12 protein-coding genes are annotated in these 14623 nt (G+C 57.7%); 6 read left to right on the forward strand and 6 right to left on the reverse strand.

Features of this window, described 5'->3' with window-relative positions:
- Positions 1–383: 383 nt before the first annotated feature.
- The 6 genes from PW792_09825 (at position 384) to PW792_09850 (ending at position 6203) form a co-directional block, all read left to right on the forward strand.
- Complete coding sequence (locus PW792_09825; GenBank protein MDE1162226.1) at positions 384–1742, forward strand: cytochrome ubiquinol oxidase subunit I; 1359 nt, start codon at positions 384–386, stop codon at positions 1740–1742.
- 12 nt (positions 1743–1754) lie between these two features.
- Positions 1755–2801 (forward strand): cytochrome d ubiquinol oxidase subunit II, encoded by a 1047-nt coding sequence (gene cydB, locus PW792_09830; GenBank protein ID MDE1162227.1) that lies wholly within the window; start codon positions 1755–1757, stop codon positions 2799–2801.
- A 184-nt stretch (positions 2802–2985) separates the two neighbouring features.
- Positions 2986–4458 carry a glycosyltransferase gene (locus tag PW792_09835; GenBank protein MDE1162228.1) on the forward strand — a complete coding sequence of 491 codons (1473 nt, stop codon included), beginning with the start codon at positions 2986–2988 and terminating at the stop codon, positions 4456–4458.
- Positions 4455–4592 carry a hypothetical protein gene (locus PW792_09840; GenBank protein ID MDE1162229.1) on the forward strand — a complete coding sequence of 46 codons (138 nt, stop codon included), beginning with the start codon at positions 4455–4457 and terminating at the stop codon, positions 4590–4592. Before PW792_09835 ends, PW792_09840 begins: the two co-directional genes overlap by 4 nt.
- Positions 4593–4638: 46 nt before the next feature.
- Positions 4639–5607: an ATP-grasp domain-containing protein gene (locus PW792_09845; GenBank protein MDE1162230.1), complete on the forward strand. Its 969-nt coding sequence runs from the start codon at positions 4639–4641 to the stop codon at positions 5605–5607.
- On the forward strand, positions 5595–6203 hold the full coding sequence (locus PW792_09850; protein ID MDE1162231.1) for a phosphoglycerate mutase family protein: 609 nt from the start codon (positions 5595–5597) through the stop codon (positions 6201–6203). Before PW792_09845 ends, PW792_09850 begins: the two co-directional genes overlap by 13 nt.
- Here the strand turns inward: PW792_09850 and PW792_09855 are convergent.
- The 6 genes from PW792_09855 to PW792_09880 all read right to left on the reverse strand — a co-directional run bounded on the left by PW792_09855 (position 6200) and on the right by PW792_09880 (position 14561).
- Complete coding sequence (locus tag PW792_09855; protein ID MDE1162232.1) at positions 6200–6811, reverse strand: PIG-L family deacetylase; 612 nt, start codon at positions 6809–6811, stop codon at positions 6200–6202. The genes PW792_09850 and PW792_09855 overlap by 4 nt on opposite strands.
- A 63-nt stretch (positions 6812–6874) precedes the next feature.
- On the reverse strand, positions 6875–8182 hold the full coding sequence (locus tag PW792_09860; GenBank protein MDE1162233.1) for a hypothetical protein: 1308 nt from the start codon (positions 8180–8182) through the stop codon (positions 6875–6877).
- 385 nt (positions 8183–8567) lie between these two features.
- Complete coding sequence (gene kdpC / locus PW792_09865; GenBank protein ID MDE1162234.1) at positions 8568–9170, reverse strand: potassium-transporting ATPase subunit KdpC; 603 nt, start codon at positions 9168–9170, stop codon at positions 8568–8570.
- 11 nt (positions 9171–9181) lie between these two features.
- The gene (kdpB, locus tag PW792_09870) at positions 9182–11221 is read right to left on the reverse strand and encodes a potassium-transporting ATPase subunit KdpB (protein MDE1162235.1); all 2040 of its coding nucleotides are present in this window, start codon (positions 11219–11221) and stop codon (positions 9182–9184) included.
- Positions 11222–11242: 21 nt separating this feature from the next.
- Positions 11243–13006: a potassium-transporting ATPase subunit KdpA gene (kdpA, locus tag PW792_09875; protein ID MDE1162236.1), complete on the reverse strand. Its 1764-nt coding sequence runs from the start codon at positions 13004–13006 to the stop codon at positions 11243–11245.
- 193 nt (positions 13007–13199) lie between these two features.
- The gene (locus PW792_09880; protein MDE1162237.1) at positions 13200–14561 is read right to left on the reverse strand and encodes an outer membrane beta-barrel protein; all 1362 of its coding nucleotides are present in this window, start codon (positions 14559–14561) and stop codon (positions 13200–13202) included.
- Positions 14562–14623: the final 62 nt, after the last annotated feature.

Genomic DNA, 14623 nt, shown 5'->3' on the forward strand with positions numbered 1-14623 from the left:
GGCCGTAACGTTCCATGCATCTCCTGCGGTGAGATTGCTGCTCCTCGCGGCTTGCGCCGTAACGAACAACGACTACCTGTTGCGCGGGTCAGGGGGCTTGCCGCGACCTCGGGACGAGGTGGCTACAGGATAGAAGATAAGGTTCCCTATGTCGGTGATATTGATCACAAAACGAGTAAATTCCTACTCGTTATGATGAGGGTAAGACACAACGCGCCGTACGAGTCCCCACGAAGACAGCGTTGTACGCTACGCCCCCGAACCGACTAAGACCGTTTACCGGCCACCTCGACCGATAAACGCATCAACCACCTATCTTGATTTCTGCCGAGGTGTGAGACTGGCGTTAACGTTTTGTTGTGCAGACGGCCAGGAGGCCAGCTTTGGACACACTTACTCTCCACCGCATCCACTTCGGCTTCACGATCACGTATCACTATCTCTTTCCCCAACTTACGATGGGGCTCGCACTACTGATCGTTGTTCTGAAGACGCTCGCACTGCGCGCGAGTGACCCTGAAACAGCCGCGCAGTACGATGTCGCGTCCCGCTTCTGGGCGAAGATCTTCGCGATCAACTTTCTGCTTGGTGTTGTGACCGGTATCCCCATGGAGTTTCAGTTCGGCACGAACTGGTCGGAGTTTTCGCGGCGCACGGGCGGTGTGATCGGGATGCCGCTTGCGATGGAAGGCATCTTCTCGTTCTTCCTGGAGTCCGCGTTCCTGGGCCTCTTTTTGTTTGGAGAGAAGCGACTGTCGCGGCGTATGCACTGGCTCTCCGCGGTGCTGGTCTTTACGGGTTCGTGGATCTCCGGCTTCTTCATCATCGTGACGAACGCGTGGATGCAACACCCGGTGGGCTATAAGCTTTTGCCCAATGGCGTCTTCGAAGTGGCGAGCTTCCGACAGCTTCTGCTGAACCCGTGGGCGTGGCTGGAGTATGCGCACAACATGTGCGCGGCGGTGGTGACGGCCTCGTTCGTGATGGCGGCGGTCGGGGCGCTCTATCTGCTGCAGCGCCGCGAGGGTCCCTATGGCCGCATCTTTGTGAAGCTTGGTGTGGTTGCGGGGATCATCTCGTGCATTCTGCAGGTGTTCCCTACCGGCGATCTGCATGGCAAGTACATGGCGAAGAACCAGCCAACGGCTATCGCGGCGATGGAAGGCCTGTTTCACTCGGAAAAGGGCGCGGGCATGGTGCTGATGGGGCAGCCCGACTACGATTCGCAGACGATCGACAACCCACTTGTGGTGAACAAGGTACTTAGTTTTCTGATCTATGGCACGACGGCGGCGGAGGTGCAGGGACTCGACCACTTCCCGCGCGATCAGTGGCCGTCGACGCTGCCGCTGCTGTTCTACAGCTACCACATCATGGTCGGGCTCGGGACGTGGTTTGCCGCCATTATGGGCGTGGCGGGATTGCTGCTCTGGCGCAAGAAGCTGTACAGCGCACGCTGGGTGCTGTGGTGCCTGCTGCTGAGCTGGCCGCTGCCGTACATCGCCACAACCGCGGGTTGGATGACGGCAGAGATTGGACGCCAGCCGTGGCTGGTCTATGGGCTGATACGCACGTCGGCGGGGTCTTCTTCGCATGTGAGTGCGGGCAACAGCCTGTTCACGCTGCTTGGATTCCTGGGCATGTACACGGTGCTCTCGCTGCTGTGGATCATTCTGGTCTACAACCATATCCAGAACGGCCCGAACGAACATAACCACAACCATCACTCGCTGACGGCGTAAGGAGCACATCACATGGGAACACTCTGGTTCTGGATCGTCGCCCTGATGCTGACCGCGTATGTGGTGCTCGATGGCTTTGACCTCGGCGTTGGCATTATCTATCTCTTTGTGGCTCGCACGGAGCCGGAACGGGCGCAGGCTTTGCGCTCCATCGGCCCGGTGTGGGATGGCAACGAGGTGTGGCTGCTGGCGGCTGGCGGCACGCTCTTCTTTGCGTTTCCGCTGCTGTATGCGTCGGCGTTCAGCGGCTTCTATCTGCCGCTGATGATGGTGCTCTGGCTGCTGATTCTGCGTGGTGTAAGCATTGAGCTGCGTGGGCAATCGAGCGATCCGCTTTGGCGAACGTTCTTCGATGGGCTGTTCACGTTCTCCAGCGTTCTGCTGACGATCTTCTTCGGAGCGGCGCTGGGGAACGTGGTGCGCGGTGTGCCGATTGGCGCGGACAACTACTTCTTCCTTCCGCTGTGGACGAACTTCCGCACAGGTGCGTCGCCGGGGATTCTGGACTGGTACACCATTCTTGGGGGCGTGCTTGCGTTGGCTGCGCTGTCACTACACGGAGCGTTGTATCTTGCGCTCAAGACGGAAGGGCATCTGGAACGGCGTGCGCTCTACTTTGCGCATCGCATCTGGTATGTGACGGTTGCGCTTACCGCTATCGGGATTCCCGCCACGGTACTCGCGCGGCCGGCTTCGCTCAATAACTACAAGGGCCATCCTGTCGCGTTTCTTGCTCCGCTAGCGGTAGTCGCATGTGTTGCGATGATGCGGATCACGATGGCGAAGCCGTCGCGGCTGCCGTCGTTCCTTGCTTCGTGCGGGTTTCTGACGTCGATGCTTGTGGGTGCGGCGACGGGACTCTTCCCTGTGCTGCTGCCCGCTGTTGGTGGCAAGGGGCAGGACCTCACGATTGCCCGTGCGATTTCAGGGCCACATACTCTGCGCGTTGGCCTGGCCTGGTGGAGTGTGGGAATGTGTCTCGCGGTGATGTACTTCGGCATCGTCTACTGGCTTTTCCGAGGCAAAGTGCCAACGGATGCGGAAGGCTATGGGCATTAGGTTCCGGTGCATCGGACGCTGTAACCGGAGCGCTTCCCAAAAGTCATGAGCGTGTGGCAAAACAAGAAGGATGCCGAAGCAACGGTGGTAGTGTTAAGCTACCGAAACATGAACGATGGGATGCGTTCCAGCGCATAACTCGCGGCGGCCCACGGGCTTGCGGCGGTCCCCCGGGGATAGATGCTTGCTTTCCGTCGCGCTTTTTCTGCTTGTCTTCCTCGGAATGATACCGGCACTGGCGTCATTTGCTCAGCTTCTGCTGGTAGGTCTTCATGGAAGCCGAAACCACTACAAACTCTGCCGTGACTACACGCCACGGATCGCTTTTGTACTGCCTGCGTGGAACGAAGGCGATGTGATCCGCTCAGGGATCGACTCGCTGATGGATCTCGATTATCCGCAGGGCCACTGGCGAATTTATGTAGTGGACGATGCGAGCACGGACGATACACCGCTCATCGCCAAAGAGAAGATGGCCCAGTATCCCGGTACGGTGTTTCACCTGCGCCGCGATAAGGGTGGCCAAGGCAAGTCGCACACGCTGAATCATGGACTGAAGACAATCCTGGCGGATGACTGGGCCGAGGCGGTGATGATCATGGACGCGGATGTGCTGTTTGAGCGCCAGGCGTTGCGGCGCATGACACGACATCTGGCTGATCCGGAAGTGGGCGCGGTCACGGCGTACATCAAGGAAGGCAGCTTCCCGAACAACGTTGTGACGCGGTTCATTACGTTTGAGTATGTGACAGCGCAGGCGGCGGCCCGGCGGGCACAAAATGTCGTCGGTGTGATGGCTTGCCTGGCGGGGGGCGCCCAGTTGCATAGCCGGGAAAACCTGGAAGCCCTTGGCGGAGTGATTGATACGAGTTCGCTCGCTGAAGATACATTTACAACGCTAAAGACCCAGCTACAGGGCAAACGTGTGGTGTTTGAAGGCAATGCCGTGGTGTGGGCCGAAGAGCCGGGAACGCTGACAGCACTATGGAAGCAGCGACTGCGCTGGGCTCGCGGGAACCTGCAACTGACAGTCGCCTTCCGCCACCTTTGGTTTCGCCGTTCGCAGCATTCGAAGCTGGGGAGTGTGCCCTTTGGCATCCTCTGGTTCAGCATCGTGTTCATGCCGATCTTTATGATCCTGGCTTCTGCAGGATTGATTGGGATGTACGCCTTCCATCGCGAGATTGCGTGGTCGAGCTTCAGCACTCTGTGGGGAACGCTGGTGAGCGTTTACCTCTTCGAAACGCTGTTCTCTTATGCCATCGACCCGGCCACGGCAAAGCGCGCGTGGTTCGAAGGGTTCGTCTTTCCGGGGCTGATCTCGCTTGCCATCATGGCGTTGTTTTTCCTGCCGCACTCGATGGTGAGGTTTCTGGATACGCCCGCCTCGGCAAGCGGGTATGCGTGGTCGTGGCACGTTATTCTGACCCTGCTCATCTATAGCTGGGCCTCGCTGAGCATGTTGGCGGCATGGGGAATATACCGGCTGGAAAAAGCAGGGGCCCCAAAGTGGCTATGCAATACTCTGCTGTTGCTGGTGGGCTACGGCCCGCAGCTTTGCGCGATTGGCTTTGCAGCCCTGGTGGCTTACTGTCGAGGGACGAAATCGGAATGGGACAAGACAATCAAATCCGGCAAGGTGAGAATTCTTCGATGAAGCCTGCATCCGATTTCGAAGTCATGCTGAAGGCGGACCAAAAGGTAGAGCGGCGGTTGTTCTGGGCAGAGCTTCTTGTGATTGCGATCGTCCTTGTTGCGCTCGGTGTGCGTTTCTGGCTGCTACGAGGCTAAGCCGGACAACGCAGAGCGCAACGCAAACTGACTTCTTGGATTGACTATGCGGATTTTGATAACAGGTGCAGGCGGCCCTTCTGCCATCAGTGTTTGGAAGAGCCTGGGTACCAGCAATGAACTGCACATGGCTGATATGGATGTGTGCGCGGCGGGCCTCTACCTGGTGCCACACGCGCAACGGTTGCTGGTGCCCCGCGGAGATGATCCCCGACTGATAAGCGTGCTACTCGCTGAGTGCGAGGCGCGCGGGATTGAGCTGCTACTTCCAACCGTGGATTCGGAGTTGGTTCCGGTCGCGCTGGCCCGCGCGGAGTTTGCTGCGATTGGAGTCAAGCTGGCACTGCCTTCTGCAGAGGCCTTAATGCTGTGCCGCGACAAACATGCACTGCTGACAGCACTGGCAACAGAGGTCCCAGTGCCTGAGTCCGTCGTACTGGATGCGAACACGGTGACTTCCCTGCTTACGTTTCCTCGCTTTGCGAAGCCACGCGCGAGTGCTGGTTCGCGTGGAACGGTTGAGGTAAAAAACGCGGAAGAGCTCGAGGCGTTGCCGAAGGATGGAAGCTATCTGCTGCAGGAGTTGTTGCAAGGCGCAGAGTATTCGGTGGATGTTTATACGCGCGGCGATGGGGTAGCGATTGCGGCGGTTCCGCGAGAACGCATGAAGATCGATTCGGGGATAGCCATTACCGCGCGCACGGTACATCTGCCGGAGGCAAGCGACATTGCGATTCGCGCAGCACGGGCAGCGGGCGTACTGTACATGGCCAATGTTCAGCTGAAACGCAATAGCGTGGGCGAGTTGAAGCTGCTGGAGATCAACCCACGCTTTCCGGGGACACTGCCACTAACGGCGCGCGCGGGGGTTGATATTCCGGCGTTGATGCTTGCAGAGATTGCAGGCGAAGCCATGCCTGCAGAGTTGCTGCCGTTTGAAGAGGTGGCTGTCGCTCGGTACTGGACCGAGGAGTACTTCCACCCCCAAGAGATGGACCGCCTTTGCCGCCCGTAACGACATGGTTGATCCGGCATGGAGAAAGCCTTGCGAACGCGGGCCACCCAACCGTGGGGAACGCCGAAGTGGGCCTGACGGAGTTAGGGTTGCAGCAGTCTCAGGATGTGGCCGCGCAGATGATGGTGAGGCCTGACCGGCTGGTCGTGTCTCCGTTCTTACGTGCGCAGGCGATGGCTGCAGAGATTGAAGAGCGCTGGCTGGGGCTGCGGCGAGAGGTTTTGCCGATCCAGGAGCTGACCTATCTAAGCCCTGCTCGATGCAACGGCACAACGCACGAGACGCGGCAGGTGATGGTACGAAGCTACTGGGAGCGTTGCGACCCTGACTATAAAGATGGTGAAGACGCAGAGTCTTTCACCGCCTTTATGGCTCGTCTTCATAGCTTTCATGAGGAGTTGCAGAGAGAAGACGTTCCGTTTTTCGTTGCGGTGGGCCATGGGCAGTTTTTCAGCGCGTACCTCTTTGCGTTGAACAACAGCTTCATCGCAAGCCCGGAACAGATGAAGGCTTATCGGCTTGCTGAAACAGCCAATCCTTTGCGCAATGGCGAGATACTCAGGCTCGCATCCGGGCGGCTGGTCGGCGAACGCTAGTCGAACTGGCGCATGATGAGCATGGGTTCCACGAGCCCGTAGCCTGCGTAACGGCCCCAATAGCGTGCAGTGGCAAGCATGAGGTCGGGTGCGAGGTTGTTGCGGCGCGACGTCTGGCTTTCGTAGGCTGCAATCAGCTCGAGCTTGCTTTCCATAAATGCGGAGATGTCGACGAAGTAGTTCGGACGAAAGTCCACAGTAGAAGACGGCGACTGGTAGCAGTAGAAGTTCTTCACGTGACGCGCGGCGACCATCGCGGCGTGATGGGTGGCACGGTGATCCTGATGCGTATCGTGGCAGGTGTGCGTATAGATGTGCGTAGGGTGGAAGGCCTTGATGGCATCTTCAATCAAGGTGATGGTTTCAACGCCTTCAGAGATCTGCCCGTCATTCAATTCGCCAAAGACCAACTGTGCGCCAAGAAGTTCAGCAACGCGATGGCTTTCCTGGGAGCGGCGCTCGATGTCTCCACCGATGGCTCCACGGGTAAGCGTGAGAATCATGATGGCCTCCCCCTGGGCGGCGTGGCGAGCGAGCGCGCCGCCGCAACCGATCTCTACATCGTCGGGATGCGCCCCGATGGCCAGAATGAATTTGCGAGTTGCCATAGTGCCTGCGGCTAACATTCTTCGTGTTCTCTTCCAGATCGAGTGCAGCGTGCGGACCTGGTACTACCAGTTGAAGCGGAGGCCAACGGTGGCCTGCGTGAGACTGCTGGTTGTGACGTGGTCGACCATGCCCAGCAGCGCGGTGTGGCGCGTGAGTGGGACGGTCGCACGGGCGTGAATATCGAAGGCCGAAACGGTAGGGTTATAGCCCGTGCCGATGTTGAGGAAGAGGCGTCCAGGTCCCTGGCGGTTGAGGTCCGCGACGAAGGCGGCAGAGTTGCTGAACTGGTTCTGCGGACCGTGGCTGATTTTGGCTTCGTCGAAGTAACCAGTGCCGACAAGCTGCCAGCTATGTCCGAGGGGAGCGATCAGGCCGCCCTGCAGAAGCAGGTTGTTCCATTGCGGAGCACCAAATGCGCCGCGTGCCCCAGCGAACCACTGAACGCCTTTACCGATGTAGTTGCCCACGTTGGCAGCGAGCCAGTGTTCGTCGGGAAGGTTGAGATGGTGGCGGTAGTCGTAGGTCAGTGAAGCGTTCACACCATCTGGCACACGGTAAAAGTAGCCAAGACGAACATTGTCTGTGGGCAGCTGCGTTGTCTGCGTTATCAGTGTCACGGGCAGTTCGCTGCTGTTATAGGTATTGCCGACCTCGATGGTGTTCAAGGCGTTCAAGTACATCTGCACATCAACGCCGCCGAGGCCTGCCGTGCCAGAAGAACTATGTACCGCTCCGCCGACAAGATCGAGTTGATAGCGCCAGGACTGATCAAGATGCTTGAGGCCAGCCTTTGCTTCCAGATTGTCAGGTTGAGCGGCGAGCGCGGCGTGGAAACCGGTGCGCGCTGAGGCGGTGCGCCTGTTGCTAAGAGCGATCCAAGCCATGCCGTTGAGGGCATCGGCGTCGGCAGGGCTTTGCTGCAAAAACTTCTGGTAAATACCACGAGCTTCAGAGAAGCGGTACTCTGCCCGGTCGGCGCGGGCGAGCCCCAACAACGCAGGCCGGGAGTGCTCGTCGTGCGTCAGAACCTGCTTGTAGAGGCTGCGAGCAGCCTGTGGACGTCCCTTCCGCTCTTCGGTAACGGCGAGTTCCAGCGTGGGAGCAGCTAGCTCCGGGGCAATGCTGTGAGCGCTTTCGAGCAAAACGATGGCTTCGTCCAGATGTCCCTGATCGCGGAGGATAACGCCCTGCAAAAGAGGAATTCGATAGTCCGTGGCGGCAAGATCCCGACAGTTCGCGAGAAGCGTTTCGATGGCGCTGTAAGACCACGACGGTTGCGCGTAGAGCTGCTGCGCCTCCTCCAGATGACAAGGAGTCTGGGCGGCCGCGGGAATCGTTATTCCCACAGCGAGGATTGCGCTAAGGGGCAAAAAGAAACGCTTCGGAGAGATCAGCATGGGCGCAGTTCAACCAGTCAGATAGTGCAATGCAGGCCAGAAGAGTGCTGCGAACAGGAATCTGTCCTTGCAGCGGAGAAAAGCCAGCATCTGGCCTTTTGAATTTATTAGAGGAGCCTAAGAAATAGTACTGTGGCGTAGCTGATTTGCCTACCACTAACAATAGATACCCCGATAAATGTGCGAAAACGCACGTTTATCGGGGTATGGTGGGTGTTTCTTCTGCGTGGCCGCGAAGCATTGACACTGAAAAAGATGGAAGCCCGGACGCAAGGTCCTAACGATCTATCGCCCGATGAAGAAGCTTCGTTTGTCGTGATTCCATCTCGATGGGCCCAAGAAGCAAAGGGGGTGTCGTTTAACGCTGCGTCAGAACAGCAGCGCGCGTCCCGTCGGAGCCTACCTGTGGAGCAGTGCTCCTCAAAGCCAGGTTCAACTGGAGAACATTGACTGTTGGCTCTCCCAGCAGGCCGAATTGTCGCGGTGTGATGAACTTCTGCACCAGGTTTTGTACGACGGCTGGGGGCAGGCTACGTTCCTTTGCGACTCGCGGGACCTGATAGAACGCAGCCTCTGGACTGATGTCTGGATCCAGCCCGGAGGCAGAGGTGGTGACCAGGTCAATCGGAACGACAGAGTTTGCGGGCTCCTTTGCCACGTCAGCCTGCACGCGATCGGCAAGCACCTTGCTCGTTGGAGCAAGGTTCGACCCGGAGGAGGCTGAGGCGTCGTATCCGGTTCCAGCGGCCGAGGGCCGACTGTGAAAGAAGCCCGGGCCGGTAAAAGGCTGTCCGATGAGGCGTGAGCCAATCAGTTCGCCATTGCGAGAAAGGAGCTGGCCGTCCGCCTTATCGCGGAAGAGGGTCTTTGAGATGACCGTGACTACGGCTGGGTAGACGAGGCCGAGCCCGATGGCTGTAACTAACGTGTAGAGACATGCGGTGATGATGTGCTTCTTCATATCCTGTTTCCTTATGCGAGGTGAAGCGCGGTGATGAGGAGGTCTATCGCTTTGATCCCGAGGAACGGAATGATGATTCCTCCCAACCCATAGACGATCAGGTTGCGACGGAGCATGGCTGCAGCGGACATAGGACGATATCCAACTCCTCGCAGTGCAAGAGGTATAAGGCCGATGATGATCAGGGCGTTGAAGATGACAGCAGACAGCACTGCCGATTCGGCGTTGTGCAGATGCATGATGTTCAGCGCGTTGAGCACAGGAAATACGCCAGCAAACATTGCCGGAATGATGGCAAAGTACTTTGCGACATCGTTGGAGATGGAGAACGTGGTCAGTGCTCCACGTGTCATGAGCAACTGTTTGCCAATCGCTACAACCTCAATCAGCTTGGTGGGGTTGGAGTCCAGATCGACCATGTTCCCCGCTTCCTTTGCGGCCTGCGTTCCAGAGTTCATCGCCACACCTACATCCGCCTGAGCGAGAGCAGGTGCGTCGTTCGTCCCGTCACCGGTCATAGCGACGAGCTTGCCATCGGCCTGTTCGCGCTTGATCAGATCCATCTTGTCTTTTGGCTTCGCTTCGGCCAGGAAGTCATCCACGCCAGCTTCACGCGCAATCGCCGCTGCCGTGAGTGGATTGTCTCCGGTGATCATGATGGTGCGAATCCCCATGGCGCGAAGCTGTTCGAATCGCTCCTTCATGCCTCCCTTTACAACGTCTTTCAGGTGGATGACGCCGAGGGCTTTACCGTTCTCCGCAACCACCAGTGGTGTGCCGCCGCTTTTTGCAATGGTCTCGACGGCGAGGCGTACGCCCTCAGGCATCTCGGAACCGTGTTCGATCAAGTAGCGAGTGATGGCGTCGACTGCTCCTTTGCGTATGCTTCTGCCTTCCACCTCAATTCCGCTCATGCGTGTTGTTGCGGAGAACGGAACAAACTCTGCGCTCAGCTGGCCAAGATCGCGACCGCGAAGGTTGTACTTCTCCTTCGCCAGCACAACGATGGAACGGCCCTCCGGAGTCTCATCCGAAAGAGAGGAAAGCTGCGCCGCATCGGCAAGAGTCTCTTCCGTAACACCGGGCGCGGCAACAAACTCCGAGGCCTGACGGTTGCCAATGGTGATCGTTCCCGTCTTGTCGAGCAGCAGCGTGTTCACGTCTCCTGCCGCCTCGACCGCACGACCGGATGTTGCCAGCACGTTGTGCTGCACCAGACGGTCCATGCCTGCGATGCCGATGGCCGAAAGCAGCCCACCGATGGTTGTAGGGATGAGGCAAACGAGGAGCGAGATGAGAACGAAGACGGTCTGCGGTGCGCCGGAGTAAACGGCGAACGGTTGCAAGGTGACGACGGCAAGCAAGAAGATGATAGTCAGTCCGGCGAGCAGAATGTTGAGTGCAATTTCGTTCGGAGTCTTCTGCCGCTCTGCTCCTTCCACCAGGGCAATCATTCGATCGAGGAAAGTTTCTCCGGGGTTAGAGGTGATGCGTACGGTGATGACATCGGAGAGTACGCGCGTTCCGCCCGTGACGGCAGAGCGATCTCCGCCTGCTTCCCGGATGACCGGAGCTGACTCACCTGTGATGGCGGACTCATCGACGGAGGCGACACCTTCAATGACCTCACCATCGCCCGGGACCATTTGGCCTGCTATAACTCGAACAACGTCGTCGACGCGGAGGTGCGAGCTGGGGACTTCCAGGACCTCGCCTTTGACGACTTTGTACGCTGTCGTCTCGGACTTGGCCTGGCGGAGCGCATCGGCCTGAGCCTTGCCACGCCCTTCTGCCATGGCCTCTGCAAAGTTGGCGAAGAGTACGGTGAACCAAAGCCACAACGTGATTTGAAGGTTGAAGCTGAGGTGCCCCTTGTGCTGGATAGCGTTCGCCATCAGTAAGAAGGTTGTTAGTACGCTACCGATTTCGACAACGAACATGACGGGATTTCGCATCATGACGCGAGGGTTCAACTTTGCGAGAGCATCGAAAGCGGCTCGGCGCACAATTTTGCGATCGAAGAGTGAGCGGCGATTGGATTGTGTAGACATTCGGATCTCCTAATTCCGCACTTAGAACGCGTGACCAGCACGCAGCAAGAGATGTTCTAGAATCGGCCCCAAGGATAGGGCCGGAAAGAATGTGAGTGCGCCAACGATGACGATTACGCCGGTGAGCAGCAGAGTGAATAGAGGCGTTGTCACGGGAAACGTGCCGGCTGAAGCTGGGACGATTTTCTTCCTCGCAAGATTTCCTGCGACTGCGAGCATCGGAATGATCATGAAGAAACGTCCGAAGAACATCGCCACAGCAAGCGAGTAGTTGTACCAGTGGGTGTTCGCGTTCAGACCTGCGAACGCGGAGCCGTTGTTCCCTGTTGCCGAGGTGTAGGCGTAGAGGATTTCACTCAAGCCATGTGGGCCGTGATTGGCGAGGCTACTCAGCCCCAGGTTCGGCATCAGCACGGCGATTGCCGCGAAACCAAGAATGATGAGAGGAAAGATCAGCAGGTAGAGCATCGACATCTGGACATCGAATGCTTCGATCTTTTTCCCCAGGTACTCCGGCGTTCGACCGACCATCAGCCCAGCGATGAATACCGCCATAATGACGAAGATCAACATACCGTAGAGCCCGGCTCCGACCCCGCCGAAGACGATCTCTCCGAGCAGAATGTTGACCATGGGAACCATACCACCCAAGGGCATAAAGCTGTCGTGCATGCTGTTCACCGCGCCACAGCTTGCATCCGTTGTGACCGTAGCGAAGAGCGCAGAGTTCGCAATGCCGAAGCGGACTTCCTTGCCTTCCATGTTGCCGCCTGATTGCAATGCGCTTACATGCTGATCGACCCCATGCAAGAGAGGGTTCGGTTGCGCCTCTGCCCAGTAGCAAGCAAAGACTCCCACGAACCACAGCACCACCATCGCAGAGAGCACGGCCCAGCCATGCTTCGGGGATCCCACCATCTGACCCAGCGTGATCGCGAGACCAGCCGGAATGAGGAAGATGGAGAGCATCTGCAGGAAATTGGTAAGGGGCGTTGGATTTTCGAACGGATGAGCACTGTTCGCGTTAAAAAAGCCACCACCGTTTGTGCCGAGCATCTTGATTGCTTCCTGTGATGCGACCGGGCCTTGTGCGATGGTTTGCGTTGTGACGGTAGAAAGTTTTCCGTCAGTCCCAGTAACGGTTTGCGGTTCAACAAGCTTTACCGTGTCGTAAGCACGGAAGTTTTGCACAACACCTTGAGAGACGAGCACCACGGAGAACACGAGGGAGATCGGGAGCAGAACCCAAAACGTGCCACGCGTAAGGTCCACCCAGAAGTTGCCGAGAGTTTTAGCTTCTCGTCTTGCAATGCCACGAATGAATGCAACGGCAAGCGCAAGCCCGACAGCTGCGGACCAGAAGTTGTGCGTTGCGAGACCGAGCATCTGCGTGAGATAGCTCATCGTCCCTTCTGGCGAGTAGCTCTGCCAGTTGGTGTTCGTTGTGAACGAGATGGCTGTATTCAATGCGAGAGATGGTTCGAGGCCGGGAAGATGCTGTGGGTTTAGCGGAAGAGCATGCTGCAAGCGCTCGACGATGTAGGTGAGAGCCATCGTGGCCGCGCTAAACAGCAGCATCGCTACGGCGTACTCCGTCCATCGCATCTCCTCCTCGGCCTTTACGCCGGTCATGCGATAGAGCAGGCGTTCGCAAGGAAGCAACACTGGGTCGAGGAACGTCTTGCGATGTTCAAAGACGCGAGTCAGGTAAGAGCCCATCGGCTTTGCCAGCAATAACACTGCGGCGATAAAGAGCAGGATTTGGAGCCAACCGTTGAGAGACATTTAGAACTTCTCCGGACGCAACAAGGCGTAGACGAGGTAAGTAAGCAAGGCAGTGGAAACTGCGAGAAGAAGGATGTTGACGAACATCAGCGATTTCCTTTCAAGCGGTCGCAGCCATGCACATAGAGCAGGCAGGACGGAAAGAGGATGAGGAACGAAAGGATAGCGACGGTATCGAGCATGGAGTCTCCTGTTACCAACTGCCCTGCTTCATGCCCCACCAGTACACGAGGCCAAGCGTGGCTGTGCTCTGGGCATGGACAAGGACGCCGGTGGTATCGGTGAGGAAGAAAGGTTGATTGGAGAAGTCGCGACGGTACTCTGCGCGAGCAAGGAAGCCTTCGGCGAACTGATGGTCCAACGAGAGGGTGCCCTCTTTCAGCGACTGCGTTTTGCCACTGAAGAGACCACCGCGATCGTCGAAGTACTCGAACCGTCCGCCAAGATTCCACCGATGCGGAAGCGCGTACTTTGCGGTGAGGCTTCCAAGCACCACACGAGGAGGTTGCTGCTCCTTCTGGGTGCGGTTGAGAACGTAGTCCGCTTCCCCCACCACCGTGAGTTTCGGAGTTGCGGTCCATGTCGCATAGGTGTCGAAGATGTGCTCGCGACCGTCCGGGACAGGATTGATGTTGGTGGTGGGAAGAGCAGACTGATTCGGTTCGAAGGCACGGCCTTCCTCCCCAAAGTAATAGTTCACATTCCAACTAAGGGTTGAGCTGGGCTTGATGGTGAAGAGGAAAGCCTGGGATTTGAAGCCGTTGAGGTCTTCTGTATCGTTCGCACCGTTAACTAGCCAATAGGCGACGTTCAGCTTCGACGTCACGTTATAGTTCATGCGAAAGCCCATGTGATAGAAGGGCAGATAGTTGAAGCTGTAGGCACGCGAGTACGTGATCTGATCTTTCGTATAGTTCCCTTCGTTGCCGAGAGAGCTTGCGAACTTGCCAAAGTCGATCTGCAGACCTGAGCCCACAGGGGCAAGGTAGGTACCGTAAGCCTGAAAGAGATTGCGCCAGACTTGCGGACGCTGCTCATTCGCGGACGAACCCTGTAGCGTTTCCGTGGCCTGGCCGTATTGCAGGTCCAGGCGTCCGCCGAAGCGCTGTGTCGTCGTCGGCAGATGCTCGATGATGAGGCTTGCCTGATTGATGTTGAAGCTGTTCGACGTTACGTCATAGGCGCGCAGAAGATTGACGCCGCCCACAGGCACGTTGAAGTTGTAACCGTAGTAACCATCGAGACCGAAGCTGAGCGTCGTACCGCGGAAGAAGGCCAGGGTCTCCCGGTCTTCTTTGGTAATTCCCGAATCCTGAGCGGGGGTAGTTTGCGGCGTAGGGCTAGCAGGAACAGGAGGGAGGCCTGTGGCCGTTGCGGGATGCTGTGCTTCAAGGGCGGATAGACGAACAGCGATAGCGTTGAGCTGCTGGTGAAGCTCCTGAATCTCAGTACGGCGCTGCTCCTCGGTGAGCGGTGCCGAAGTCGCCTGCCCGCGGGCAGACGAGAGAAAGAAGATCAGGAGCAGTGCGGGAAGCGCACGGAATACGTACTTCATGACTAACCTCGAGATTCATTGGAATCCCGGTGGCCATTGAAAGTCCGTAGAGAAGGAGTTAA

It is taken from the genome of Acidobacteriaceae bacterium, from assembly GCA_028283655.1.
Classification (GTDB): domain Bacteria; phylum Acidobacteriota; class Terriglobia; order Terriglobales; family Acidobacteriaceae; genus Granulicella.